The 24,608-nt window shown below is 69.0% G+C and carries 26 protein-coding genes; 12 read left to right on the forward strand and 14 right to left on the reverse strand.

Annotated elements, in window-relative coordinates; all coding sequences use genetic code 11:
• Positions 1 to 48 precede the first annotated feature (48 nt).
• The 3 genes from ACWF99_RS07265 to ACWF99_RS07275 form a co-directional block, all read right to left on the reverse strand.
• Complete coding sequence (locus ACWF99_RS07265; protein WP_378626663.1) at positions 49 to 1,017, reverse strand: sigma-70 family RNA polymerase sigma factor; 969 nt, start codon at positions 1,015 to 1,017, stop codon at positions 49 to 51.
• 169 nt (positions 1,018 to 1,186) lie between these two features.
• Positions 1,187 to 2,686, reverse strand: a complete 1,500-nt coding sequence (locus ACWF99_RS07270) for a DUF7782 domain-containing protein (RefSeq protein WP_378663972.1) — start codon at positions 2,684 to 2,686, stop codon at positions 1,187 to 1,189.
• Positions 2,687 to 2,896: 210 nt separating this feature from the next.
• Positions 2,897 to 3,634 (reverse strand): VOC family protein, encoded by a 738-nt coding sequence (locus ACWF99_RS07275; protein WP_452535341.1) that lies wholly within the window; start codon positions 3,632 to 3,634, stop codon positions 2,897 to 2,899.
• Between the two features lie 282 nt (positions 3,635 to 3,916).
• Between ACWF99_RS07275 and ACWF99_RS07280 the strand changes: the two genes are divergently transcribed.
• A complete protein-coding gene (locus ACWF99_RS07280) occupies positions 3,917 to 5,248 on the forward strand; it encodes an MFS transporter (RefSeq protein ID WP_452535343.1) in 1,332 nt (443 codons plus the stop codon).
• Between the two features lie 3 nt (positions 5,249 to 5,251).
• On the opposite strand, the gene ACWF99_RS07285 is transcribed toward ACWF99_RS07280, so the two are convergent.
• Positions 5,252 to 5,608: a DUF3099 domain-containing protein gene (locus ACWF99_RS07285; protein ID WP_378628280.1), complete on the reverse strand. Its 357-nt coding sequence runs from the start codon at positions 5,606 to 5,608 to the stop codon at positions 5,252 to 5,254.
• Between the two features lie 143 nt (positions 5,609 to 5,751).
• On the opposite strand from ACWF99_RS07285, the gene ACWF99_RS07290 reads away from it, so the two are divergent.
• Positions 5,752 to 5,991, forward strand: a complete 240-nt coding sequence (locus tag ACWF99_RS07290; RefSeq protein WP_056815556.1) for a DUF3039 domain-containing protein — start codon at positions 5,752 to 5,754, stop codon at positions 5,989 to 5,991.
• Here ACWF99_RS07290 and ACWF99_RS07295 read toward each other — a convergent pair.
• Positions 5,961 to 7,124 carry a YihY/virulence factor BrkB family protein gene (locus ACWF99_RS07295; protein ID WP_378626669.1) on the reverse strand — a complete coding sequence of 388 codons (1,164 nt, stop codon included), beginning with the start codon at positions 7,122 to 7,124 and terminating at the stop codon, positions 5,961 to 5,963. The genes ACWF99_RS07290 and ACWF99_RS07295 overlap by 31 nt on opposite strands.
• Positions 7,125 to 7,330: 206 nt before the next feature.
• On the opposite strand from ACWF99_RS07295, the gene ACWF99_RS07300 reads away from it, so the two are divergent.
• Positions 7,331 to 9,040, forward strand: a complete 1,710-nt coding sequence (locus tag ACWF99_RS07300) for a DEAD/DEAH box helicase (protein WP_378628281.1) — start codon at positions 7,331 to 7,333, stop codon at positions 9,038 to 9,040.
• Positions 9,041 to 9,086: 46 nt separating this feature from the next.
• On the opposite strand, the gene ACWF99_RS07305 is transcribed toward ACWF99_RS07300, so the two are convergent.
• Positions 9,087 to 9,689 carry a TetR/AcrR family transcriptional regulator gene (locus ACWF99_RS07305; RefSeq protein WP_378626671.1) on the reverse strand — a complete coding sequence of 201 codons (603 nt, stop codon included), beginning with the start codon at positions 9,687 to 9,689 and terminating at the stop codon, positions 9,087 to 9,089.
• A gap of 161 nt (positions 9,690 to 9,850) precedes the next feature.
• Between ACWF99_RS07305 and ACWF99_RS07310 the strand changes: the two genes are divergently transcribed.
• Complete coding sequence (locus ACWF99_RS07310; protein ID WP_378626673.1) at positions 9,851 to 10,588, forward strand: SDR family NAD(P)-dependent oxidoreductase; 738 nt, start codon at positions 9,851 to 9,853, stop codon at positions 10,586 to 10,588.
• A 118-nt stretch (positions 10,589 to 10,706) separates the two neighbouring features.
• On the opposite strand, the gene ACWF99_RS07315 is transcribed toward ACWF99_RS07310, so the two are convergent.
• Both ACWF99_RS07315 and ACWF99_RS07320 read right to left on the reverse strand, forming a co-directional pair.
• Complete coding sequence (locus ACWF99_RS07315; protein ID WP_378626675.1) at positions 10,707 to 11,255, reverse strand: hypothetical protein; 549 nt, start codon at positions 11,253 to 11,255, stop codon at positions 10,707 to 10,709.
• Positions 11,255 to 12,985, reverse strand: a complete 1,731-nt coding sequence (locus ACWF99_RS07320) for a DEAD/DEAH box helicase (RefSeq protein WP_452535951.1) — start codon at positions 12,983 to 12,985, stop codon at positions 11,255 to 11,257. Before ACWF99_RS07320 ends, ACWF99_RS07315 begins: the two co-directional genes overlap by 1 nt.
• Positions 12,986 to 13,122: 137 nt before the next feature.
• Here ACWF99_RS07320 and ACWF99_RS07325 point away from each other — a divergent pair, with 137 nt between their 5' ends.
• Positions 13,123 to 13,881 carry a TetR/AcrR family transcriptional regulator gene (locus ACWF99_RS07325; protein WP_378626678.1) on the forward strand — a complete coding sequence of 253 codons (759 nt, stop codon included), beginning with the start codon at positions 13,123 to 13,125 and terminating at the stop codon, positions 13,879 to 13,881.
• 92 nt (positions 13,882 to 13,973) lie between these two features.
• Here ACWF99_RS07325 and ACWF99_RS07330 read toward each other — a convergent pair whose 3' ends face one another.
• Entirely contained in the window at positions 13,974 to 14,168 is a 195-nt protein-coding gene (locus ACWF99_RS07330; protein ID WP_056811260.1) for a DUF7455 domain-containing protein, read from the reverse strand.
• A 402-nt stretch (positions 14,169 to 14,570) separates the two neighbouring features.
• Here ACWF99_RS07330 and ACWF99_RS07335 point away from each other — a divergent pair, with 402 nt between their 5' ends.
• Genes ACWF99_RS07335 through ACWF99_RS07345 form a run of 3 tightly spaced genes read left to right on the forward strand, consistent with a single transcriptional unit; the run spans position 14,571 to position 16,646 of the window.
• The gene (locus ACWF99_RS07335; RefSeq protein ID WP_378626680.1) at positions 14,571 to 14,942 is read left to right on the forward strand and encodes a DUF952 domain-containing protein; all 372 of its coding nucleotides are present in this window, start codon (positions 14,571 to 14,573) and stop codon (positions 14,940 to 14,942) included.
• 37 nt (positions 14,943 to 14,979) lie between these two features.
• Entirely contained in the window at positions 14,980 to 15,462 is a 483-nt protein-coding gene (locus tag ACWF99_RS07340; protein WP_358113423.1) for a cation:proton antiporter regulatory subunit, read from the forward strand.
• Positions 15,463 to 15,467: 5 nt separating this feature from the next.
• Positions 15,468 to 16,646 (forward strand): cation:proton antiporter, encoded by a 1,179-nt coding sequence (locus ACWF99_RS07345; protein WP_452535346.1) that lies wholly within the window; start codon positions 15,468 to 15,470, stop codon positions 16,644 to 16,646.
• On the opposite strand, the gene ACWF99_RS07350 is transcribed toward ACWF99_RS07345, so the two are convergent.
• From ACWF99_RS07350 to ppgK, 3 genes are all read right to left on the reverse strand, one after another.
• Complete coding sequence (locus ACWF99_RS07350) at positions 16,647 to 17,537, reverse strand: MHYT domain-containing protein (protein WP_378626683.1); 891 nt, start codon at positions 17,535 to 17,537, stop codon at positions 16,647 to 16,649.
• A gap of 241 nt (positions 17,538 to 17,778) precedes the next feature.
• Complete coding sequence (locus tag ACWF99_RS07355) at positions 17,779 to 19,152, reverse strand: RNA polymerase sigma factor (RefSeq protein WP_378626684.1); 1,374 nt, start codon at positions 19,150 to 19,152, stop codon at positions 17,779 to 17,781.
• A gap of 246 nt (positions 19,153 to 19,398) precedes the next feature.
• Positions 19,399 to 20,157, reverse strand: a complete 759-nt coding sequence (ppgK, locus tag ACWF99_RS07360; RefSeq protein WP_378626686.1) for a polyphosphate--glucose phosphotransferase — start codon at positions 20,155 to 20,157, stop codon at positions 19,399 to 19,401.
• Positions 20,158 to 20,265: 108 nt separating this feature from the next.
• Here ppgK and ACWF99_RS07365 point away from each other — a divergent pair, with 108 nt between their 5' ends.
• Entirely contained in the window at positions 20,266 to 21,165 is a 900-nt protein-coding gene (locus ACWF99_RS07365) for an inositol monophosphatase family protein (protein ID WP_452535348.1), read from the forward strand.
• A 5-nt stretch (positions 21,166 to 21,170) separates the two neighbouring features.
• Here ACWF99_RS07365 and cei read toward each other — a convergent pair whose 3' ends face one another.
• Positions 21,171 to 21,854, reverse strand: coding sequence for an envelope integrity protein Cei (gene cei, locus ACWF99_RS07370; RefSeq protein ID WP_378626688.1), 684 nt, complete (start codon positions 21,852 to 21,854; stop codon positions 21,171 to 21,173).
• A 375-nt stretch (positions 21,855 to 22,229) separates the two neighbouring features.
• Here cei and ACWF99_RS07375 point away from each other — a divergent pair, with 375 nt between their 5' ends.
• Positions 22,230 to 22,532, forward strand: coding sequence for a DUF4193 domain-containing protein (locus ACWF99_RS07375; RefSeq protein ID WP_056811237.1), 303 nt, complete (start codon positions 22,230 to 22,232; stop codon positions 22,530 to 22,532).
• Positions 22,533 to 22,614: 82 nt separating this feature from the next.
• On the opposite strand, the gene ACWF99_RS07380 is transcribed toward ACWF99_RS07375, so the two are convergent.
• Positions 22,615 to 23,151 (reverse strand): DUF3093 domain-containing protein, encoded by a 537-nt coding sequence (locus ACWF99_RS07380; protein WP_379221822.1) that lies wholly within the window; start codon positions 23,149 to 23,151, stop codon positions 22,615 to 22,617.
• A 72-nt stretch (positions 23,152 to 23,223) separates the two neighbouring features.
• Here ACWF99_RS07380 and dut point away from each other — a divergent pair, with 72 nt between their 5' ends.
• Both dut and ACWF99_RS07390 read left to right on the forward strand, forming a co-directional pair.
• Complete coding sequence (gene dut, locus ACWF99_RS07385) at positions 23,224 to 23,694, forward strand: dUTP diphosphatase (RefSeq protein ID WP_266290988.1); 471 nt, start codon at positions 23,224 to 23,226, stop codon at positions 23,692 to 23,694.
• A 5-nt stretch (positions 23,695 to 23,699) separates the two neighbouring features.
• Positions 23,700 to 24,602: a DUF3710 domain-containing protein gene (locus ACWF99_RS07390; RefSeq protein WP_452535952.1), complete on the forward strand. Its 903-nt coding sequence runs from the start codon at positions 23,700 to 23,702 to the stop codon at positions 24,600 to 24,602.
• Positions 24,603 to 24,608 lie beyond the last annotated feature (6 nt).

The raw sequence follows: 24,608 nt of genomic DNA on the forward strand, positions 1-24,608 counted from the left end.
CGGTCGGCGTTTCGGCAGACGACCCCGCGGGGCCGTCGAGTTTTCGGATCAGCTGGCGTAGGCGCGCAAGCGGTCGGCGCGGTCGCCCTTGCGCAGCTTGGACATGACCTCGCGCTCGATCTGGCGGACCCGCTCGCGAGACAGGCCGAAGAGCTTGCCGATCTGGTCCAGGGTGCGCGGCTGGCCGTCGTCGAGACCGAAGCGCAGGCGGATGACCTGCTGTTCGCGCTCGTCGAGGGTGGCCAGGACGCTGCGCACGTCGTGGTGCAGCAGGCCGGCGATGACGGCGCTCTCGGCGGAGGTGGCCTCGGAGTCCTCGATGAAGTCGCCCAGGGGAGCCTCCTCGTCGTTGCCGACGGGCATGTCCAGGCTCACCGGGTCGCGGCTGTGGTCGAGCAGATCGGCGATCTTCTCCACCGGGATGCCCGACTCGTTGGCCAGCTCGGCGTCGGTGGCCTCGCGGCCCAGCTGCTGATGCAGTTCACGCTTGATCCTGGCGAGCTTGTTCACCTGTTCGACCAGGTGCACGGGCAGCCGGATGGTGCGGCTCTGATCGGCCATGCCGCGGGTGATGGCCTGACGGATCCACCAGGTGGCGTAGGTGGAGAACTTGAAGCCCTTGGCGTAATCGAACTTCTCCATCGCGCGGATCAGCCCGAGGTTGCCCTCCTGGATCAGGTCCAGCAGCGGCATGCCGCGGCCCGTGTAGCGCTTGGCCAGGGATACGACCAGACGCAGGTTGGCCTCGAGCAGGTGCGAGCGGGCGGCAGAGCCCTCGCGAACCAGAATCGCCAGGTCGCGCTTGCGAGCCGCCGTCAACCGCTTACTGGTTGACAGCAGGTTCTGGGCATACAGGCCCGCCTCGATGCGCTTGGCCAATTCGACCTCGTCGGCCGCCGTGAGCAGTGCCGTGCGTCCGATTCCGTTGAGGTACACGCGTACCAGATCGGCTGCGGGGCTCTGGGCGTCGATATCGGCCTCGCTGGGGCGCAAACGAGTGGTGGCGGGGCTTGTCATGACTTGCCTCCTGTCGGTGGTGTCTCACTCCGATCAACGGACCCGACTTAGAGAAAGTTCCCGATCCCGCGGTCGATAAACCGCTCTGAGCTGCTGGTTCCCACCCCAACGGCTGAGAAGTTCCTGAGAAGAGGGTCCTGGTCGGAACTCGCTGCCACCGCGGGGCGGTTCAGACGGGCCGCACCAGTCCGTGCCGGACGAGTCCGGCGACCACACCGAGGGCCTGGGCGGCGAATTCCGGCGTGACCTGCTCCGCTCCGTCGGCGAGGGCGAGTAGTTCGATCAGTTCGTACAACGGCAGCCCGTCGGGCCGCATTCCCGCGACCAGCGCGACCGTCGACTCGTCGACCTCGTGCTGCCAGCGTGGTCCGTCGCCGCGATGAAGCCGGGCCACCTGCTCGGTCCAGCCGAACTCGCCGGGCAGATACACCCGCTCCAGCGCGGTCGCCGGGCTCGGCGCGAAACGGGATGCCCACGCGAGATTTTCGTCGGCGGCCACCGCGCGCAACCATGCCGACCGCGCGAAATACCCGGCCACCTCGGTGCCTAGCGGGTCGTCGAAACCGTGGGTGAGGTCCTCGGCGAGGAGTTCGGTGGGGCCGTCGATCGCGCGCAGATAGACGAAACCGAACCCGACGCCTTCGACGTCGGCGGCCTCGAAGGCGTCGAGCCACCGCGCCGCCTGTTCCTGGGCGGCCGGGTCACGCGGGTCCAGGCCCGCGTCGCGCAGCCAGGTGCCGACGTAGAGGCCCGGATCGGCGACGTCGCGCTGTACGACCCACGCGTCGACGCCGTGGGCGGGCAACCAGCTCGACACGCGTTGACGCCAGTCCTCGCCGTCCACGTGGACCCAGGCGGCGAGCATGGCCGCCGTGCCGCCGGGGGCCAGTAGCTCGGGCGCCTGCCCGATGACCAGCTCGCTGGCCCCGTCCAGGGCGAGCCCGGAGTCGCGGTAGGTGTGCTCGATGCGTGCCGGACCGACCACGAACGGCGGATTGGCCACGACCTGGTCGAAGCGTCGCCCGGCCACCGGCTCGAACCAGGACCCCTCGAGCAGTTCGATATCGAGTTCGTTGAGCGCGGCCGTGGCCTGCGCCAGCCACAGGGCCCGCGCGTTGACATCGGTGGCGGTGACCCGGCCCGCGTAACCCGCCGCGTGCACGGCCTGCACACCGCAGCCGGTGCCCAGATCCAGCACGGTGCCGACGGGTTCGGTGGGTGTGGCGCGCAGCAACGACAGCGACGCGTGCCCGACGCCGAGGACGTGATCCTCGGTGAGGGTGCGCCGCCGCATCGAATCGTCGAGATCGGACAGGATCCACCGGGTGCCCGCGCCGACATCGAGCGGCCGCAGATCCAGCGCGGCCCGCACCTGGTCACCGTCGCGCGCGAGCAGACCCGCCGCCACCGCCGCGTCGATGCGCACCGGCGCCAACGCGGTCGCGACGTCGCGCTCCGGCAGGACGTCGCCGAGCAGCAGCAACCGCACCAGTGTGCCGAGGTCGCCCGCCGCCCGCGCCGCCCGCCGCACCGGCACCGGCTCCGAACGGCTCAGTGCCGCATGCACATCGGGCCCCAACGCCTCGACGAGGGTGTCGGCGTCGTAGCCGACCCGGATCAGCGCGGTGCGCAGGTCCGGGCACAGCGCGGTGAGCAGGGAGTCGGTCATCGTCGGGTTCGTAGGCACCCGCCTACTCTGCCAGGGCCACGAGCACTGAGAACGAGCAGCCGCCACTGCGCGTCGCCGCGTGCGCAGACCCCGGGCTCGGCTGAATACCGCGGTAGCTGTGGCGGCTTGTTCCTCGCGCGGCCGGATGGAAAGCCGTTGAGTGGACCGGCACATCGACGGTGTTCGCGGCAGGTCGCTGTGTGTGGCGGTTCAGCCGGTGTAGGGGTCCCTGGATGTCACGCAGTACAGCGCATTTCCGGGGTCACGCAGGACGATCCAGTGTTCGGCGTCGGTGACCCGGGTAGCGCCGAGGGACTCGTGCCAGGCTGCGGTGGCGGTGATGTTCGACGAGGCCAGGTCGGCGTGCGCGCCGGTGGGGCCGGGTTCATCGAGGCGCTGGAGCAGAAAGTGCAGTGGCTGGTCGGGGCCACGCAGGCGCGAGAATTCCGGGCGGCGGCCGGGCTTGTGCGTCCAGTCGGTGAGTGCCTGCCAGAAGGCGGTATCGGCGTCGATGTCGGTGGGGGACAGGTCGAGGCAGATCTGATCGAGGCGGGTCACTGTGCCATCGGGCGCGGTCGAGACCGTGATCGGCGCCGGACCGAGACCGGGGGGCTCGGTAGAGGGAATGAGGCAGAACGTCTGTCCGGCAGGCGATTCCAGCACGGTGTAGCCGTCCACCTCGGCGACCACGTGGGCGCCGAGCCCGGTCGCGGTCGCTACCGCCGCGGGGAGATCGTCGACGTCGAGATCCAGGTGGATGCCGCCGTCGTCGTGGACGGCCTGCATCTTGATCCACGCGGGCCCGGTGGCGGGCAGCAGGGTGATGAACTCATCGTGTTCGCCGCGCGGTTCCGAGACCGTGGAGTCGGTGACCCGTGCCCAGAATCGTGCGCAGTCGGCGAAAGTGTCGACGGGTCGGTCGAGAAAGGCCCAGGTCCAGCGAATCATGCTGTCTCCCTTCCACTATGAGGACGCCTCTGGAGCCGTCGGCCGGATTCGGTTGTCCTGTCAGGCAGCTCGGGTGGTCCTGTCCGAACGGTAGGCGGCCCGCGCTCCGCTGTCGACAGCCTTATCGGTTCGGTGTGCGGGCACCGCTGTCACGGCCCTTCGTGCGCAGTTCGCTCGCCGCCGGTCGCCCGCGCCCGGCCAACCCCGCCGTTGGCGGGATATTGACGAAACATGTCACACCGGCCACTCGCTCGCTCGGCGTCGATCCGGCACGCTGGCCGAGTGACCGATTTACGTGTGCCCGCGCCGCCCACCGGCGACGACCCGGCCGGCAATCTCACTTCCGCACCGGCATCGGTCACCGACGAACGTCGTCGACTCCATCCCGCGTGGATCGTGGCGGGCGTCGGCTTCGTCGCCCTGCTCGGCGCGGCTGCCTTCCGCTCGGTCCCCAGCGTCCTCATCGAGCCGCTACACACCGAATTCGGGTGGTCACACGCCACGATCTCCACCGCCATCTCGCTGAATATGCTGCTCTACGGCCTGATCTCGCCGTTCGCCGCCGCGCTGATGGACCGATTCGGCATCCGCAAGGTGGTGTGTTCGGCGCTGGTGCTGATCGCCGCGGGCAGCGGGCTGACGGTGTTCATGACCCAGGCGTGGCAACTGGTGGCGACGTGGGGATTGCTGGTGGGTGTCGGCGTCGGGTCGATGTCGATGCCGTTCGTCGCGACCATCACCGGTCGTTGGTTCGTCCGGAGTCGTGGCCTGGTCACCGGAGTGCTCACCGCGGCGGGCGCCACCGGTCAGCTGGTGTTCCTGCCGCTGGTGTCGATGCTGGCCACCGAGCACGGCTGGCGGCTGCCGTCGTTGATCGTGGCGGCAGTGGCGCTGTCGGTGGTGCCGCTGGTCTGGCTGTTCGTGCGCGACTATCCCAGCGACGTCGGTGTCCGCGCGTACGGGGCGCCGGCCGATTCGGACGCGGGCGCGCGAGTCCCGATCGTGGGCGGTGCCAACCGGGCGTTGAAGGTGCTCGCCTCGGCCGCGCGCCGACCCGGATTCTGGCTGCTGGCGGGCGGTTTCGCGATCTGTGGGGCTTCAACGAACGGCCTGGTCGGCACTCATTTCGTCACCGCGGCCCACGACCACGGCATGCCGCCGACCACCGCGGCCGGGCTGCTCGCACTGGTCGGGATCTTCGATGTGGCGGGCACCATCGCCTCGGGCTGGCTCTCGGACCGCGTGGATCCGCGCTACCTGCTCCTCGGCTACTACTCGCTGCGCGGGCTCTCGCTACTGATCCTGCCGTCGCTGCTCGGCCCGCACACCGAGCCGAGTATGTGGGTGTTCATCGTGTTCTACGGCCTGGACTGGATCGCGACCGTCCCGCCGACCGTGCTGCTGTGCCGCGAACTCTTCGGCGCCGACGGCCCGATCGCGTTCGGCTGGGTCTTCGCCGCCCACCAGGTCGGCGCCGCCGTGGCCGCCACCGGCGCGGGCTTCATCCGCGACGTCCAGGGCTCCTACGACCTCGCCTGGTACGTGGCCGGTGCGCTCTGCGGGATCGCCGCGGTCATGTCGATGCTGGTCCGCAGACCGGCAACGGCCGCGTAGCCGCTATTCCAGGGTCTTGTGCCGTCCGGATTCCAGTGCGATCTGGTTCGTGCGGCCGTCCCAGCGGCTGGGTTCGTCCTTGGTCCGCGGCGGGCGGTCGTTGGCGATCAGCACCGCGATCCACGGCAGCGGCACCGAGGCGGCGATGATCAGGATCGAGAGCAGCGGGTTCTCGAACGCGCTGTAGGCGATCGCGGCCAGGATCAGGCAGGGGATCCGGAAGGCCATGATGAACGTGTAGCGGCGCACCCTGGCGCGATGCTGGTCGTCGAGCGAGGGTGCGGCCTCGGTGATCAGCACGGCGTGTTCGGCGGGGGCGGGCCGGAAGAACCCACGCGAGGACTTGGGCTCGGGGGGCATCGTCACTTCCGGGTCCGGCTTCGGTTCGTCGGCGCCTGGGACATCGCCGTAGGACTGCATACCCCGAGTCTTCCACTCGGCGTCATCGAGCGCACACGCGGCTGGTCAGCGGCCCGGGGTCGGGATGCGGCATCATGGAAGGCGTGAGTACAGACACTCTGGTACGCCCGGAAACCACGACCGACGAGACGACCAGCGACGACACCCCCAAATTCTTCCATTACGTGAAGAAGGACCGGATCGCCGAAAGTGCCGTGATGGGCACGATGGTCGTCGCCCTGTGTGGCGAGGTTTTCCCGGTGACGCGTTCGGCCAAGCCCGGCTCGCCCGTGTGCCCGGACTGCAAGAAGGTCTACGAGGGCTTGCGCAAGGACGGCGACTGAGCCGAGGGCTCGGTCGGTGACGCCGGTGCCTCGGAGCGGGCCCCGGCGGTTTCGTCGTGCTCATCGTCATCGTCGTCGTCACCGCGCACCTGGCTGGTGATCCATTCCTTGACCTGCTCGATCCGGGTGGCCCGGGCAGGCCAGAACTCCTGAACGGCGGCGTTGAACTCCGCGCCCAGGATCACCGCGAAGCCGAGGAAGTACGTGAAGAGCAGGAACGCGATCGGGGTGGCCAGCGCGCCGTAGCTCACCCCGGTGGCGGTGATCCACGACAGGTACCGGCGCAGCAGGTCGCTGGCCGCCATGAAGAAGACCCCGGCCACCAGCGCGCCGCCGAACAGCCGATGCCACGGCAGCGATTTGTGCAGGGCCAGCTTGTAGAGCGTGGTCAGCCCGACGATCAGCAGCAACCCGACGATCGGGTAGTAGAACGTGTCGATCAGCCGCAATCCCGGCTCCCGCCACGCCTCGGGCAGCACCCGCCCGATCCTGGTGGGACCCAGTGCGATCACCGGCAGGATGAGCACCGCGGCCACCAGGAACTGCACGTAGAGCAGCAGCGCGAAGATCCGCTGCCAGATCGGATGACGAGCGTCCTGCTGTCCGTGCGCCTCCACGATGGCGTCGACGAAGGTGGCCATCGCCGAGGACCCCGCCCACAGCGACAGCACGAAACCCACCGACACCAGCGCGCCGCGCCCTCGGCCGAGCACGTCGTCGACGGTCGGTTCGATCAGATCCGAGACCACCGACGGGCTGAAGAACTCGCGGCTGAACGCGATGATCTTGCTCTCCACGATCTGCACGGTGTCGGGCCCGAACAACCCGCCCACATAGCCGAGGCTGCCGAGGAGGCCGAGCAGCAGTGGTGCCAGCGACAGGGTCTGCCAGAACGCCGCCGCCGCGGACTTGGCGAAAATCGAGTTGTCCCAGCACTTGACCGCGACCCGGACCACAAGTCGCCATGCCGTAGCCAGCCATCGCACCCACGGCGCGTGATCGCTGCGACGTTGCGGAGCGGCCTGCGCGCCGACCACAGGGCGCGCGGGCGAGTCGCGGGGCGGCAGCGCCTGCGCCGGGTGCGCCGCGTCGGCAGCCGGGACCTGGTCGTTGTTCATCTCGGTGTCAAGCATCCCGCACGTTGGGGGTCTGTGTGGTGCGGGCCGGGCATCGTGTCGGCGGGTAACAGGTAAATGGCCGGTGACCACGTGCGCGGTTGTGATGCCTGTCGCCCACCCCGCGTCGGTTTGGCGACACGCCGCATCGGGCGGCTAGGGTCGACTGCGTGACTGGGTCGGGTGGCGCCGCTACGGCGAAGCAAGCGGGGACACCGGGCGAGATTGCCGCGGGAGGTGCCCCGTCGGGTTCGTTGCGCGCCTGGCAGCGGCGCGCGTTGACGAAGTACCTGGCCACCAAGCCGCGCGACTTCCTCGCGGTCGCGACGCCCGGCGCCGGTAAGACCACCTTCGCGCTGCGTGTTGCCGCGGAGTTGCTGGCCGATCGCACGGTGGATCAGATCACCGTTGTCGCCCCGACCGAACACCTCAAGCACCAGTGGTCCGCCGCGGCCGCGCGCACCGGGATCCAGCTGGACTCGCGGTTCTCCAACTCCACCGGCGCGACCTCCGGCGACTATCACGGCGTCGTGGTGACCTATGCCCAGGTCGCCGCCCACCCGACACGGCACCGGGTGCGCACCGAGAATCGTCGCACGCTGGTGATCCTCGACGAGATCCATCACGCGGGCGACGCCAAGACCTGGGGCGAGGCGACCGAGGAGGCGTTCGGCGACGCGACGCGCCGACTGGCGCTGACCGGAACCCCGTTCCGCAGTGACGATTCGAAGATCCCGTTCGTCACCTACGAGCCCGACGAGGGCGGTTTCCCGCGTTCGCGCGCCGATCACTCCTACGGCTATGCCGACGCGCTCGCCGACGGCGTCGTGCGACCGGTGGTGTTCCTGGCCTACTCCGGTGACGCGCACTGGCGCGACAGCGCGGGCGAGGAACACACCGCCCGCCTCGGCGAACCGCTCAGCGCCGAACACACCGCGCGGGCCTGGCGCACGGCCCTCGACCCGGCGGGTGACTGGATCTCGGCGGTGCTGCGCGCAGCCGACGTGCGCCTGCGTCAGCTGCGCGCGTCGGGCATGCCCGACGCGGGCGGTCTGGTGATCGCCACCGATCAGGAACGGGCCCGCGACTACGCCGAACTGCTCGAGCACATCTGTGGCGAGCGGCCGTCGGTGGTGCTCTCGGACGACCCGCAGTCCTCCCAGCGCATCGGCGAGTTCGGCAAAGGCACACAGCCGTGGATGGTCGCGGTGCGCATGGTGTCCGAGGGTGTCGATGTGCCACGCCTCGCCGTCGGCGTCTACGCCACCAGCGCCTCGACGCCGCTGTACTTCGCGCAGGCCATCGGCCGTTTCGTGCGTGCCCGCAAGCCGGGAGAGACCGCGAGCGTGTTCCTGCCGTCGGTGCCGGTGTTGCTCGACCTGGCCGCGCAGCTGGAGTTGCAGCGCGATCACGTCATCGGCAAGCCGCACCGCGAGAAGGACGGCCTCGACGACGAGCTCCTGATGGACGCGAACAAGGCCAAGGACGAGCCCGGTGAGGACGAGAAGTCCTTCGTGGCCCTCGCCGCGGACGCCGAGCTCGACCAGGTGATCTACGACGGATCCTCCTTCGGCACCGCCACCATCGCGGGCAGCGACGAGGAAGCCGACTACCTCGGCATTCCCGGTCTGCTCGACGCCGACCAGATGCGTGCTCTGCTCCGCGACCGTCAGACCCGTCAGCTGGCCGACCGAAGCGCCGCGCAGGAGTCCGCCCCCCAGCCCGCGGCCGTCGCCGAACGGGTCGCCACCTCGGACAAACTGGGCGAGCTGCGCCGTGAACTCAACAGCCTCGTCGCGATGCACCACCACCGCACCGGCAAACCCCACGGCGTGATCCACGGCGAACTCCGTCGCGAATGTGGTGGTCCGCCTACGGCATTGGCGAGTGTCGATCAATTGGGCGAACGCATCGCCGCCCTGCGCCGACTCTGAGAGAGCGAACCTCGGCGGCGCGTCGGCCCGGCGTCGAAGGCTGCGCCTAGCGTGTCACGGCTTCGAGTGTGCACAGCGCGCTGTCGACGGCGGCGCTGAGTTCGCCGGGGCTGACGCCGTCTCTGGCCTGGATCGACAACCCGTACAGGACAGTGCTGTACAGCATGGCCAGCGAGGCCGTGTCGGTGTCGGGGGAGAGGTCGCCGTCGGTGACGCCGCGATCGAGGCGGGCGCGGATGTCGGCCGTGGTGTGGCGACGGGCTTCGACCAGGAATTCGCGCACCGCGGCGTTGCGGGTGGTGTAGGTCGCGCCGGCGAGGACCACCATGCAGCCGTTGGGCAGACCGGGATCGGTGTAGTGGGTGATGTTGTCGCGCAGCATCGCCTCGATCGCGGCGTAGGCGGTGGGTTGCTCGCGCAGCGCCCTGGCCGTGTAGGAGCCCTCGGTGTGGCGGTAGAGCTCGACGGCGGCGCGGAACAGGGCTTCCTTGTCACCGAAGGCGGCGTAGAGGCTGGGCGAGTTGATGCCCATGGCGGCGGTGAGGTCGCTCATCGAGGCGCCGTCGTAGCCGAGCTCCCAGAACACCTCCATCGCGCGGCGCAGCGCGACGTCACGGTCGAAGCCTCGGGGGCGCCCGCGCTCTGCCATGCGAAACCTTTCTGTGCCGATCGGTAAATATACCGCGCCCGCGGACGTCCGCGTTCGTCGCCGCCTATTTCTGTGTCGATCGGTAAGAAACTCTTGACGGCAGCGCTGTGGATGCGCTTCTCTATTTGTGTATCGACCACTACACAATTGGAGCGAGCCTGATGACGAGCAGCAACACCGTGGCCCTGGTAACCGGCGCGAGCCGCGGGATCGGCGCGGCCATCGCCCGCGCGCTGGCCGCCGCCGGCGCCGATGTGGCGTTCACCTATCAGCGTGACGAGGTCGCCGCGAAGGCAGTGGCCGCCGAGATCGAGGCGCTGGGCAGGCGGGCGCTGCCGATCAAGGCCGACAGCGCCGATGCCGCGGCGGTCGTCGCCGCCGTGGAACAGACCGCGCGCGAACTGGGCGGGCTCGACGTCCTCGTGAACAACGCGGGCATCTTCCCGGCCAAGCCCTACGAGGAGTTCACCCTCGACGAGATCGACCGCGCGCTGAACATCCACGCCCGCGCCGCCTTCGTCGCGGGACAGGCCGCCCTCCCGTACCTCGGTGACGGCGGCCGGATCATCTCCATCGGCTCCAACCTGTCCGAACGCGCGCTCTTCGGTGGGCTGTCGCTCTACAACCTCAGCAAGTCGGCCCTCAACGGCTTCACCAAAGCCCTTGCGCGCGAGCTCGGTCCGCGCGGCATCACGGTCAACCTCGTCCAGCCCGGACCGACCGACACCGACATGAACCCCGCGGACAGCGGGCACGCTCCTACGCAACGGGAGTTCAACGCGCTGGGTCGTTTCGGTGCCGCCGCCGACGTGGCCGACCTGGTCGCCTTCCTCGCGGGTCCCTCGGGCCGATCGATCACCGGCGCGATCCTCACCGTCGACGGCGGCACCAACGCCTGAGCGGCGGGCGCAGCCCGAACGGGCTCTGTGCATCGTCCGGATGCCGGCTCAGTCGGCCGGGAACGGCAGGACTCAGGGATAACCCGTTGCGTTCCAGGAGGTCTCTTCGGCCGATCGCCTAACGGGCGATGTCGAAGAATTCGACCGGGTCGAGGGTGTGCAGAGGAGTCCAGCGTTGTTCCTGAGTGGGCGTGTCGGATTCGGCGGTCGCGTCGAAGTATCCCTGCAATTCCAGTGCGAGGCGCGGATTCTCGTCGACCTTGCGCGCGATCGTGTACAGCGTCGCGAACACGTGCAGGCAGCGCGAGGTCCGTGCCGAGCAGGAGCAATCGGTGCTCACCAGGGTCGGCGCGGGGGAGTGGCCCGCGTCGGCCAAGGCGCGGTGCATCTCGTCGGTGAGGACGGTCGGGTCGGTGATCGTCTGACCGATCGCGGTCACCGCCGCCCGCGACAGCGGTGCCACCTCGACGTGCGCGATCGAGGCCTGACCGCCGCGATGCAGGTGCGCGCGCACCGTTCGCCCCTCGATCTCGACGCGCACACCGTCGTTGCGCGCGATGCTGCGGGCGCGGGGCAGCAGTGGTTCCGGCCGCGTCTGGCGCAGCGGTTCGGCCAGGCGCACCCAATCCCGACCCCACTGGGTGTAACCGAATTCGTTGTCGGCCATCAGTTCTCTCGCTTCCGGCGCAGGATGTCGACGAGGGCGTCGTCGTCGAGGCGGGCCAGTTCGGCGATGCCCGCCGCATCGGACAGGTCCGTCAGCGCGGACTTGCGGGTGTGCATCGCGGCGATGTGTTCCTCCACCGTGGTGGCGCTGGTGAGGGTGGTGACGGTGACGGTGCGGGTCTGCCCGATCCGGTGCGCCCGGTCCGAGGCCTGCGCCTCCACCGCCGGATTCCACCAGCGATCGAAATGGATCACATCGGCCGCGCGGGTGAGGGTGAGGCCGGTGCCCGCCGCGCGCAGGCTCAGGATCAGCACCGGCGGCCCGTCCGGCGCCTGGAAGCGGGTGACGAGGTCACCGCGCTGGGTCGCGTCGAGCCCGCCGTGGAAGAACGGCGCGTCGACGCCGAACTGCTCGGCCAGGTGCCGCACCAGCAGGTCGCCGGTCTTGCGGTACTGGGTGAAGATCAGCGTGGGGTCACCGGTGTCGAGGTTGGTGGCCACGATGTCGGTGCACAGGTCGAGTTTGCCGGAGCGGCCCGCGAGTTCGCCCAGGTCGCCGGAAACCAGTCCGGGGTGGTTGCACACCTGCTTGAGGTGGGTGAGCGCGGCCAGTACCCGTCCCTGTCGTTGCAGGCCGGAGCCGAAGCCTTCATCGAGGGCGTCGGCGAGCACCGCGTCGTACACCCGTTCCTGCTCGGCGGTGAGATCGCACAGCAGATCGCTGTGGATCTTCGCGGGCAGTGACGCCGCCACCTGAAGCTTCTTGCGTCCGAGGACAACCGGCTCGACGGCGTCCCTGAGTCGTGCCGCGGCCGAGGCCGAACCCTCCTCGATCGGCCGCACGAACCGGCGCCGGAACTGCGTGCGATGCGCGAACAGTCGCGGCACGGTGAGATTGAGCAGCGCGAACAGTTCGTCGAGGTGGTTCTCCACCGGCGTTCCGGTCAGCGCGACCTTCGCGTCGGCGGTCAACGCGCGCGCCGCCCGCGACACCTGGGTGCGCGGATTCTTCAGTGCCTGCGCCTCGTCGAACACCACGGTGGCCCACTGCTCACCGGTCAGTGCCGCCCCGTGCAGCCGCAGGGTCGGATACCCGGTCACGAGAACCGTCCCCGCCCCGGCGGGCACCGCGCCACCACGCCACGACACCGGCTTCAACCCCGGCGCGAACCGTTCGATCTCGTGCACCCAGTTGCCCACCAGCGAGGTCGGACACACCACCAACTGCGGACCGCCGGAACGGCCCTGCAGGAACCCGATGGTCTGCACCGTCTTCCCGAGTCCCATCTCATCGGCCAGCACGGCCCCGCCGAACGCCGACACGGTCTCGCGCAACCACCCCACCCCGCGGACCTGATAGGGCCGCAGCGTGGCATCGAGAACTCCCGCCAGCTCCCCGTCGAGGGACCGCGTCTCGCGCAACACCCGCGCCGCCCGCTCGGCGGACACGATCGCGGTGCCGACCGCGTCGGGGACGGCGTGCGCGGCGGCGGGCAAGGCGACGGACCGCTCGTCGGTCATCGACGCGCGCCAGGCCAGTGCGGACGGGGCGAGGTCGCCGAGGCTGACATCGACCAGTTCGGCGGGTGTCACCACCGCGGTCGCCACCTCGACGGGTTCGATCGCGCCGCGTTCACCGACCGGCAGTGCGAGGGTGAGCTGTTCCGGATCGCCGACCCCCGTCGGCGCGGGCCCGGTGTCGTGCCCGGTCCAGGTCCACAGGGCGAACAGGTGACGGTCGGGAAGGTAGGTGGCCTGAATGGCGGGCAGAACATTCTCCTCTGATCGGGCAGCACGAACAACCGAACAACGTACACTGTACTGAGTTTGTTCCCGAACGCTCGAAACAATCTCCGGAGAGGATGCTCGTGCCCGCTGACCAGGACGGGGAATCGACCGCTCAGGCCACCCGGATCCTCGAATTGCTGTGGCGGCACTCCTTGCCGTCGAAGCCGGGCGCGCGTGGCCCGAAACCCGGGCTCACCGTCGACGATGTGGTGGCGGCGGGCATCACCCTGGCCGACCGCGACGGCATCGACAAGCTGACGATCCGCGCGGTCGCCACGCAACTCGGTCTGCGCGCGATGAGTCTCTACACCTATGTCCCCAGCAAGGACGCCCTGATCGTGCTCATGGTCGACGCCGTGGCTGCCGCGGACTCCCCGATCCCGGCCGACCTGCCGGTCCGCGAACGCATGATCACCGTCGCCACCCGGATCAGGGTCGAGCTGATCGAGCACCCCTGGCTCCTCGAGGTGTCCCCGTGGCGCCAGGTGCTCGGCCCCGCCCGCATGCGCCGCTACGAACATCAGCTGGCGGCGATCGAGGGCATCGGCCTGAGCGATCTGGCCATGGACCGCGCGATCGCGGTCCTCACCGACTTCGCGACCGGCAATGCCCGCCTCGCCATCGCGGCCGCGGGCGCCGCCGCGCAGCTGAGCGACGCGCAATGGTGGGAGGTCAACGGACCCTTGCTGGCCCAGGTGATGCCCGCCGGCGAATTCCCGCTCGCTGGGCGGGTCGGGACGGCCGTGGGCGAGCACTACCAGGCGCCCGCCGACCCGGACGGCGCGTTCGACTACGGCGTGGCCACCCTCGTCGACGGCATTCTCGCCGACGCCCGATAGCCGGATACAGCGACAGCGGGCGCCCTGTCCGGGTCGCCCGCTGTCGGGAGTTTTCTGTTGTCAGATGTGGTTGTTTCGGACGCGAGGAGTGGTCAGATCGCGGGAGCTTCGTCCGTGTTGATCACGGCTTCGAGTTCGCGCAAGCGGTCCATGTGTTCATTCGCGTGGTGCTGGCAGAAGAGCAACTCGCCACCCGCGGGAAGCACGGCACGCACTCGGGCAGCCGCCCCGCAACGATCGCAACGATCGAGTGCGGTCAGTGGGGTGCTGGTCAGTGTTCCTGGCATGACTCCTCCGTCCCGGCTCCCGGCGCTGCGTGGCCGTTCGCCTAGGTGTGGGCCTCGTGGTCACTCCACGCGGCTCGCATCCGCTACTTCCCAGCAGTGGTACGACTACTCTGTCAGACGTTCGGGGTTCAGGCTTTGTTCCCGGAAGTGAATCTTTGTGTTTTCGATAACAGACCTGCGGTTTCGCTGAAAGCGAACACCCGCCGGTCGTCGGTCTCGAGCACCCACCGATCACCCGCGAAGCGCTGATGCCACCTCCCACTCGAACCTGACACTCACCGATGTGTCGCTCGCTGCGGTGTTGCTCGTTACGGACGAGCCGAGCACCGAACCGGGCCGAACACGATCGAGTTGTGACAGGGTCTTGACCGTCCGAACCTGTTGTCTACCCGGAGATTACCCGTGACATCCGACACTCACACCCTTGTTCACCTGTGTTCTTCCCAAGAATGGGAGGAAGCTCGCCGCGCGGGTGAACGCAGACCGCCTTCGCTGGCCGATGCGGGCTTCGTGCACCTGTCCACTCCGGAGCAGGTCCACCTGCCCGCCAATCGACTCTTTGCCGGGCGCGCCGACATGGTCGTGCTGTGGCTGGATCCGACAGCGTTCACCGGTGCGGTGAAATGGGAACCGGGCGTGCCGAGCGACCCGTCGTCGATGCTGTTCCCGCACCTCTACGCACCGCTGCCGGTCGCCGCGGTGCTGGCCGCGCAGCCATATCTGCCCGGCTCCGACGGCGTGTTCACCACACCGCGCCGGGAGGGAGTGGCGTAGACCACAATCGGGGCCGGGCGCGGCTACTGTTGAGGGTGTGAACGTCGACGTCACAGCGCTACCGGGCATCGGAGTGCGTAAGGATTTCGAAGTCAGGTCGGGGCGCCGCGTCGGGGTGGTCGCCCACCGCGACGGTGACATCGATCTGATCGTGTCCAAACCCGACGACCCGGACGCCATCGCCGCCCAGGTGCCGCTGTCCACCGACGAGGCGTCGGTGCTGGCGAACCTGCTCGGCGCGCCGCAGCTGGTCGCCAAACTCAACGACGACCATCGCGATCTGCCGGGCATCACCACCCGCCAGCTCGCCATCGTCGACGAGTCCCCCTACGCGGGACGAACGCTCGGCGAGACCGGCATGCGCACCCGCACCAAGACCTCGATCGTCGCGGTGATGCGCGCCGGTCAGCTCCACCCGTCACCCGGCCCGGACTTCACCTTCACCGAGGGTGATCTGCTCGTGGTCGTCGGCACCCCGGACGGCCTGGAAGCGGCCGCGAAGATTCTCGCGCACGGCTGACCGCCGTGACCTCGCAGGCCTTGGCTCTGCTCGAGCTCGGCGTGATCTTGTTCGCGCTGGGGATCTGCGGGCGAGTGGCGGGCCGCTTCGGGATGTCCCCGATTCCGCTGTACCTGCTCGGCGGACTGGCGTTCGGTCGCGGCGGATTCATCGAGCTCGACGCCGCCACCGAGTTCGGGCACATGGCGAGCGAGATCGGCGTCGTGCTGCTGCTTCTGCTGCTCGGGCTCGAGTACACCGCCCCCGAGCTGATGACCGGTCTGCGGCGCTCCTGGGCAGCCGGAGTCCTCGACCTGGTGGCCAACGCGCTGCCCGGGGTCGCGGTCGCGCTCATCATGGGCTGGGGTGTGCTCGGCGCCGTCGTGCTCGGCGGGGTCACCTACATCTCGTCGTCGGGGATCGTGGCCAAGGTGCTCGACGATCTGGGCCGTCTCGGTAACCGCGAGACCCCGGTGGTGCTGTCGATCCTGGTGCTCGAAGACCTCGCGATGGCGGTGTACCTGCCGATCCTGACCATGATGCTGGCCGGATTGAGCCTGCTGAGCGGATTGATCTCCCTCGCGGTCGCACTGGCGACCATCACGGTGGTGCTCGTGGTGGCGCTGCGGTTCGGGCGGGTGGTCTCGGCCGTGCTCGACAGCGCCGATCGCGAAGTGTTCCTGCTCCAGCTGCTCGGCGCCGCGCTGCTCGTGGCCGGGGCGGCCTCGGCACTCAATGTCTCGGCCGCGGTCGGCGCGTTCCTGCTCGGCATCGCCATCTCGGGGTCCACCGCGCACGAAGCCGCGAAACTGCTGGAGCCACTGCGTGATCTGTTCGCGGCGATCTTCTTCGTCGCGTTCGGGCTGTCGATCGACCCGACCGCGATCCCGCCGGTGTTCGCCTGGGCGGTCGCGCTGGCGGTGGTGACCACCGGCACCAAGATCGCGGTCGGGTGGTGGGCGGCGAGCAGACAGGGAATTCGGCGGATGGGCCGGGCGCGGGCGGGCGCGGCGCTGGTGGCGCGCGGCGAATTCTCCATCGTCATCGCCGGATTGGCGGTCGCCTACGGCCAGGCGGACGCGCGGTTGGCCGCTCTGGCCTCGGCCTATGTGCTGCTGATGGCGATCCTCGGCCCGATCGCGGCCCGGGTCGTCGAGCCGGTGGTCGAATTCGTCAGGCGCCGTTCGGGTGTCGCGACGACCTGATCAGTCGACGACCCGGCGTGGCCAGGCGCCCGCACCGTCATAACTCAATTCCTCGGTGCGGTACTCGTGCTGTGTGGGCGGCGTGTACTGCGCGACCGGTCGCGCGGGCTTGGCCGGGCGCGGCTGGGGACGGTGCCGCGAGGTGAGCCACATGCGCGGCAGCGCTTCCTCGTTCTCGATCTCGGTGAGGCTCACACTGATCAGCACGAGCATGGTGACGATGCTGCTCACCCCGATCAGCGGCGCCAGCAATTGCATCGCCTCGGCGCCGCTCGCGGGCGCGGTTTGATGTCCGGTGTGCGCGTGCATCGAGGCCATCCCGGTGTAGTGCATGCCGCACACGGCCACACCCATGATCAGTGCCGCACCCACGGTGGCGAGAAAACCCTTGACGCGCAACGTGAACCACAGCGCCACGACCGAAGCCACCACCGCGATCACCATCGACAGGGCCACGATCGCCGGGTCGTAGCGCACGGTCGCGCTGGACCGCATCGCGTACATGCCGGTGTAGTGCATGGTCCCGACACCGAGGCCGGTGATGACGCCACCGGAGAGCAGTGAGCGCAGTGTCGGCTGCGGCTTGTTGACCATGAACAGCCCGATTCCGACCACCACCATCGCGGTGATCGCGCTGAACAGCGTCAACGGGATGTCGTAGCGGATCTCGGCGCCGCGGATGGTGAAGCCGAGCATCGCGATGAAATGCATGACCCAGATCCCGGTCCCGCCGATCGCGATCGCGGCGCCGATCAGCCAGCCGACCCGTCCCTCGGTGGCGTTGCGACCGCGGGCCGCGCATTGCAGTCCGAGCAGGCAGCCCGTGACGGACATGAAGTAGGCGAGAACGGGGGTGATCCAGCCGTAGCTGAAGTGATAAATGTCGAGCACGCGCGAAAAACCCTCAATGCCGATACCGCAGACTTGAGGCGGTAGAACGAAAAGCTGGGTGTGACGATACGGCGAAGATCGCCAATCCGTGTCCTCCACAGTGCAATCCAGCAGTGTGGGTTTGATCACGAAACGATTAACCCATCGGTTTACTGGATAAAACAGACCGCTAGGAATGTAGCGGGGGAAACGACAGAGGCCCGCACCACCGAATCGGTGGTGCGGGCCTCTTGGGTGGAGCCTAGTCGAGGTAGTCGCGCAGAACCTGCGAACGGCTCGGGTGGCGCAGCTTGCTCATCGTCTTCGATTCGATCTGGCGGATGCGCTCACGCGTGACGCCGTAGACCTGACCGATCTCGTCGAGGGTGCGCGGCTGACCGTCGGTGAGGCCGAAGCGCAACCGCACCACGCCCGCCTCACGCTCGGACAACGTCTCCAGCACCGACTGCAGCTGATCCTGCAGCAGGGTGAAGCTCACCGCGTCGACCGCGACGACCGCCTCGGAATCCTCGATGAAGTCACCGAGCTGGCTGTCGCCCTCGTCGCCGATGGTCTGGTCGAGCGAGATCGGTTCACGCGCGTACTGCTGGATCTCGAGGACCTTCTCCGGCGTGATGTCCATTTCCTTGGCGAGCTCCTCCGGCGTGGGCTCACGGCCCAGGTCCTGGAGCAGCTCGCGCTGGATGCGGCCGAGCTTGTTGATGACCTCGACCATGTGCACCGGGATACGGATGGTGCGGGCCTGGTCGGCCATGGCGCGGGTGATGGCCTGACGGATCCACCACGTCGCGTAGGTCGAGAACTTGTAACCCTTGGTGTAGTCGAACTTCTCGACCGCGCGGATCAGACCCAGGTTGCCTTCCTGGATGAGATCGAGGAACGCCATGCCGCGACCGGTGTAGCGCTTGGCCAGCGAGACGACCAGTCGCAGGTTGGCCTCGAGCAGGTGGTTCTTGGCCCGGTTGCCGTCGCGCACGATCCAGTTGAAATCGCGGCGCGTGGTGACCGAGAGCTTCTCGCCCGCCTCGGCGAACTCGCGCATCTTCTCCGCGGCGAACAGGCCGGCCTCGATTCGCTTGGCGAGTTCGACCTCCTCCTCCGCGTTGAGCAGCGCGACCTTGCCGATCTGCTTGAGGTAGGCGCGCACCGAGTCGGCGGAGGCGGTGAGTTCGGCGTCCTTGCGTGCTTGACGCAGCGCTTCGGACTCCTCCTCGTCCCAGACGAAATCGCCGGAAGCCTTGTCCTTCTCGGACGGCTCCGCGGTATCGGCGACCTCGGCGGCCTCCTCGGTGACGTCCTCGACGACGACTTCCTCGCCGACGAGTTCGTCTTCGGCGACTTCGAGATCACCGAGATCGTCGACTTCGACCGACTCGTCGTCGAGCTGCTCCTCACCGCCCTCGCCCGAGGTCGCCTTCTTCGCGGCGGTTTTCTTGGCCGGAGCCTTCTTGGCGGCAGCCTTCTTCGCCGGCGCCTTCTTGGCTACGGCCTTCTTCGCCGGCGCCTTTTTGGCAGCGGCCTTTTTAGCCGGCGCCTTCTTGGCCGGGGTTACGGCGTCGTCGGCATCGGCGTCGGAGGCCGAGTCGGCGGTCTGACGGGTATTCGTGGCTACCACGTACGCCCTTTCGTGACGGTCTCGTGCGGCGTCACGCCAGAGTGGTTTTCCGGCGGAGCGGTCGGTCGGGTTGCACCGGCGATGCGTCGGCCGGGGGAAGTCGGCGCTCGTTCACCGACCTTCTCGCGACCGGCCGCGGCCGGAAGGTTTCACCGGCTCACCGCCGGACGTGTTCCATTGTAACGATCCAACCAGGGTACTCATGGCACGATGCCACCCAGGCGTTGCGTGGCAGGCCGCGCCGGGCTACGGCGCGAGGCCCGCATCGATGGCCATCGCCGCGCCGACGATACCCGCGGTGTTCTTCAATACGGCCGGAATCACGGGAGTTCTGTTGGTGAGCAACGGAATCCACTGTTCGTGATCGCGGCTGATGCCGCCGCCGGCCACGATCACCTTCGGCCAGAACAGATCCTCGATGTGTTCCAACACGCGACTCACCCGCTGCGCCCACTCCGGGTAGGTGAGGTCCTCGTTGTCCTTGACCGAGGCCGCGGCCAGATCCTCGGCGTCGACGCCCTCGATCTTGAGATGGCCGAGCTCGGAGTTGGGCACCAGCACGCCGTTGTAGAGCAGCGCGGAGCCGATGCCGGTGCCGAAGGTGAGCAGCAGCGTCAGCCCGTGGAGGTCGCGTGCGGTGCCGTAGCGGTCCTCGGCCAGTCCCGCCGCGTCGGCGTCGTTGAGCACGGTGACCTCGCGCCCGCCCAGCGCCTTCGCGAACAACGCGCGGGCGTCGGCGCCGATCCATGCCTGGTCGATGTTGGCCGCGGTTCTGGCGTGGCCGTCGAGGACCACGCACGGCATGGTGATACCGACCGGGCCCTCCCACCCCGCCTGCGCGACGAGTTCGGCGACCGCCCCGGCGACGGCGTCGGGCGTCGACGGCTGCGGTGTCGGGATCTTGATGCGCTCATGGGTGAGCAGGCCGGTGGCCAGATCGACCTCGGCGCCCTTCACCCCGCTGCCGCCGATATCGATACCGAATGCGTGCCCCCGAGTGGACATGGTTCAACCCCTTGCTGACGTGGTCGAGGTGCCTGGCAGACACCAGGGAGAAGAGTAGCGGTAGTCACCCCTCGCGCGACGAGCCACGACATGTGATGCGATGGGTGGGTGCCCGAATACACCGAGCCCGAGACCGTAACCGCCCCCACCACATCCGCCGATTACGAGCAGTTGCGGCGCCTGGCCGTCGAGCTCGCCGAGACGGCCGCCGCGCACGTGCGCGCCCGCAGGCCCGAGGTGTTCGCCGACGACGGACCCGTGGCGGGCGCCGTGGCCACCAAGGGGCACGTCACCGATCCGGTCACCATCGTCGACACCGAATCCGAACAGCTGATCCGTGCGCTGCTCGCCGAGCGCAGGCCCGGTGACGCGATTCTGGGGGAGGAGGGCGGCGGCGATGTCGGCGCTACCGCGGCGGGTGCCGTCACCTGGGTCGTCGACCCGATCGACGGCACCGTGAACTTCCTCTACGGGCTCCCCGGCTACGCCGTCTCGGTGGGCGCGGTGGTCGACGGCAAGCCCGTGGCGGGCGCCGTGGTCGACGTCGCCGCCGCCACCACCTACAGCGCCGCACTGGGCGCTGGATCGCACGCTGTGCGACCGGACGGCACCCGGGTGGCATTGCGCTGCAGTAGCGAGGATTCCCTCTCGGTGGCCCTGGTAGCCACCGGCTTCGCCTATGGCAGCGCGCGCCGGGCCCGCCAGGCGCAGCTGCTCACCGAGATCCTGCCGCGGATCCGCGACATCCGCCGCCTCGGCGCCGCCGCCATGGACCTGTGCCATGTCGCCTCGGGCAGGCTCGAGGCGTACTACGAGCACGGCCTCAACGCCTGGGACTGGGCCGCGGGTGCCCTCATCGCCGCCGAAGCGGGTGCGGTCGTGCACGTCCCCCCGGTCACCGTCGGCGGCGCCGCGGGCGAACTGACGGTCGTCGCGGCCCCCGGTATCGCCGGGGACCTCACCGACCTGCTCGACCAGGTCGGCGCGCCGACGGCGCTACCGGACTAGGTCGCTCAGCACTTGACTTCGCGTGCGGCGTCGAGGAGGTCCGGGTCGATCGAGGACGAGCTCGCTCCGGGGGCCAGGTTCTTGAGCGACCGGAGCACCGCCTCGGCGTCGGCGCCGGGCCGCAGCGATTCACCGAACGCCTGGCCGAGGACCAGATCGACGGTGTCGTCGGTGCGCGGATCCTCGATCAGCTCGGCGCAGGGCGCGATCAACTGCACCGAGGCGGCCGCGGGCCGACCGTTCACACCGAACCGGATCTGACCGGTGCAGGTGAGGTCGCCGCTGACATAGACCGGATCGTTACCGACCTGTGTCCCCGGCGCGCCGGCGAAGCCGAGGTCGGCCAGTGCCGCGCCGATGTTGCCCGCCTGGCCGCTCTTGCCGTTGGCGTTGAACACCCGCACCCGAGACTCCGACAGGGCCGCCGGGTCGACCTCCGCGAGTCGCGTCGGACCCACCCGGGTACCCAGCGCCGCGGGCTGTGGCGCGTTGGTGGCCGTCGGCGTGCTCGGCGCGTTGCACGCCATCGGTTCGTTGCTGTCGTCACGGGTTCGGAACGCCGTGATCCAGACGAACAGGCTCACCAGAGCCAGCACGAGGACGAGCGCGAGCCAGAGCTCGGGCCGCCGCCGCGGAAAGGGTTTGCCGTCGCGATCTGTCGCGCTGCCTTCGGTGATCAGTGAAACCACGCGCTCACTCTACGAGTCCCGCGGCGGTGCGCGAGTCGGGGAGGTCTCGGCGAGTTTCCCGGCAGGTGACGATTCGTCGTCGGTTTCGGCTCGGCGCGGGTTTGATTGCGACTTTCGTCCATTGGTCCGCTATTGTCTGGCCGCCCAGATCGAATATTTACCGGTGAAACGGTGGTCGGTCGCGGGAACAACAAGGGCATGTCCTGCGTTTACCGAACGCTGTCGGAGTAGATCGCTAGCCGATCGAACCTGATAGACGACCGGTGCACGTGTGAGGTGCACCACCGGCGGGGCGGTACGAACGCCGGAACCCTGCGGGGTTACGGCAATCGACTGATCCGGGATATACGGAGTAAGGACTGAGGGGAAGACGACATGGCAACCGACTATGACGCACCGCGGCGCACCGAATCCGACGAGGTGTCGGAGGATTCGCTCGAGGAGCTGAAGGCCCGCCGCAACGAGGCGCAGTCCGCCGTCGTGGACATCGACGAATCCGATACAGCGGAATCGTTCGAGCTTCCCGGCGCGGACTTGTCCGACGAGGTACTCAGCGTTCGGGTGGTCCCGAAGCAGGCGGACGAGTTCACCTGCTCGAGCTGTTTCCTCGTGCATCACCGCAGCCGACTGGCCACCGAGAAGGGTGGACAGCTCATCTGCATGGATTGCGCGCTCTAGCGGCAGGCAGTGCGTGGCCCCGTGCGGTCGATCGACCCGCATGGGCTACGCGGACTGATCCGTAGGGATCAGCGAGGAAGGGTCAGCCCGCGCTCGGGAGTCCGAGCGCGGCCAAGACCCGGTCCGGCCTTCTCGTGCTGACCAACCAGTACGGCGTGGGGTCGTCCGGGTCGTCCAGCACCAGCAAAGCCATCGGGCCGATCCAGGCCCGGTGCTGCACATAGGCGGCGGGGTCGAGTTGTCGGCCCAGCGCCGCACTCTTGGCCGTCGGCGCGACGGCCGCGGCGCGCGCGACGAAGCTCACCGGTAGGTGGGCGCGGTCGACGCGCAGTTCCGCCGTACCATCGTCGGCCACGGTGACATCCAGGCGATGCCTGCTCATCCACAACAGAATCCAGACCGGGACCGGCGCCAGCAACACGTACGGCAGCCACGCCCGCAGACCCGGCGCGCCCATGTGGATCTCGGCCGCGAGCAGGCCAGCGATCGCGAAGCCGACCGGCCACCACCACAGCGGCACCCACAGGCGCTCGGAGTAGGGCGACGGACCCTGCGCGCTCGGCGCACGGTGGTCGGTGTCTGTGGTCGCGGTCGTCGGGGAATGGGGCTGGTCGGGCACCCCTCAACACTAGGTCACCGCACCAGGGCTGCGACGAGAAGGTCCGGCCTCGACCGCGTAGTCTCGACCGATGTGAACGCACTTGCACCGATTCCGCTGCGGCGGCTCGATCCCGGCATCCCTGTGCCGACGCGTGCCCATCCGGGTGACGCGGGCGTCGACCTCTGTACCACCGAGGATGTGATCATCGAACCGGGCGAGCGGGTGCTGGTCGGCACCGGGATCGCGATCGCGTTGCCGATGGGCACGGTCGGCTTGATCCACCCCCGGTCCGGCTTGGCGGCGAAGGCCGGTCTGTCGGTGGTCAACACGCCCGGCACGGTCGACGCGGGCTACCGCGGTGAGATCAAGGTGTGCCTGATCAACCACGACCCACGCACCGCCATCGAGCTGCGTCGCGGCGACCGCATCGCGCAGTTGCTGGTGCAGCGGGTCGAGTTGGTCGACTTCGCCGAGGTCGACGATCTCGACGACACCGCCCGTGGCACCGGCGGGTACGGGTCGAGCGGCGGGCATGCCAGCCTGGCCGGCAAGGAGGCGTGATGGGTCTGTTCGGAAAGAAGAAGCGCGCGCGTGACGACGCTGCCGACGACTACGTCGAATACGACGACGTCGAATACGACGAGGCGGACTACGACCTGGACGCGGACTCCGACGAGTACGACACCGACGAGTTCCAGCGCCCCGACTTCGCGCGCCTCGACTTCGACGACGCTCCCACCGATGAGCGCATCTACGGCAATTTCGACCATGCCCCCGATGCCGCCGCGGGCCCCTACGACATCAGTGAGGTCTCCGACGAGGCCATCTCGCGTCGCCTCGATCTCGGCTCGGTGCTCATCCCGGTGCCCCAGGGCGGGCAGTTGCAGGTGGAGATGAGTCCCGACGGCACCCCACAGGCGGTGCACCTGGCCACGGAGCACGGCAGGCTCACGGTCGCCGCCTACGCCGCGCCGAAGTCGGCGGGTCAGTGGCGCACGGTCGCCGCGGATCTGGCGGAGTCGCTGCGCGGTGACGGTGCGAGCGTGGCTGTCGAGAAGGGCCCGTGGGGCCGCGAGGTCAAGGCGATCACCGAGGGCGCCGATCTGCGTTTCATCGGTGTCGACGGTCCTCGCTGGATGATCCGGCTGGTCGCCGCCGGCCCCAAGGGCGCCGTCGACGATCGCAGCCCGCTGATCACCGCTGCCCGCGCGGTCCTGGCCGACGCCGTGGTCCGCCGCGGCACCGAACCCCTGCCCGTGCGCGACCCGCTCCCGGTGGTCCTGCCCCAGGAACTGGCCGAACAGCTGGCCGCCGCCCATCAGCAGCAGGTCCAGGCCCAGCAGGACGCGCTCGAGGCCCAGGCGGCCGCCGCGGCCGCTCCGCCGCCCTCGGCCCTCCCGCCGAAACTGCCGGACGAGCCGCGTCGAGGCGCGGACGGTTCGGCCATGCAGCAACTCGGCCTGAACTAACGTTGG

The sequence above is a fragment of the Nocardia sp. NPDC055002 genome (assembly GCF_053608825.1).

What these genes read in the sequence shown, in the direction of transcription:
- ACWF99_RS07265 (WP_378626663.1), bottom strand. Translation starts at nt 1,017, where the DNA reads ATGACAAGCCCCGCCACCACTCGTTTGCGCCCCAGCGAGGCCGATATC.
- ACWF99_RS07270 (WP_378663972.1), bottom strand. Translation starts at nt 2,686, where the DNA reads ATGACCGACTCCCTGCTCACCGCGCTGTGCCCGGACCTGCGCACCGCG.
- ACWF99_RS07275 (WP_452535341.1), bottom strand. Translation starts at nt 3,634, where the DNA reads ATGATTCGCTGGACCTGGGCCTTTCTCGACCGACCCGTCGACACTTTC.
- ACWF99_RS07285 (WP_378628280.1), bottom strand. Translation starts at nt 5,608, where the DNA reads ATGCCCCCCGAGCCCAAGTCCTCGCGTGGGTTCTTCCGGCCCGCCCCC.
- ACWF99_RS07295 (WP_378626669.1), bottom strand. Translation starts at nt 7,124, where the DNA reads ATGCTTGACACCGAGATGAACAACGACCAGGTCCCGGCTGCCGACGCG.
- ACWF99_RS07305 (WP_378626671.1), bottom strand. Translation starts at nt 9,689, where the DNA reads ATGGCAGAGCGCGGGCGCCCCCGAGGCTTCGACCGTGACGTCGCGCTG.
- ACWF99_RS07310 (WP_378626673.1), top strand. Translation starts at nt 9,851, where the DNA reads ATGACGAGCAGCAACACCGTGGCCCTGGTAACCGGCGCGAGCCGCGGG.
- ACWF99_RS07315 (WP_378626675.1), bottom strand. Translation starts at nt 11,255, where the DNA reads ATGGCCGACAACGAATTCGGTTACACCCAGTGGGGTCGGGATTGGGTG.
- ACWF99_RS07330 (WP_056811260.1), bottom strand. Translation starts at nt 14,168, where the DNA reads ATGCCAGGAACACTGACCAGCACCCCACTGACCGCACTCGATCGTTGC.
- ppgK (WP_378626686.1), bottom strand. Translation starts at nt 20,157, where the DNA reads ATGTCCACTCGGGGGCACGCATTCGGTATCGATATCGGCGGCAGCGGG.
- ACWF99_RS07375 (WP_056811237.1), top strand. Translation starts at nt 22,230, where the DNA reads ATGGCAACCGACTATGACGCACCGCGGCGCACCGAATCCGACGAGGTG.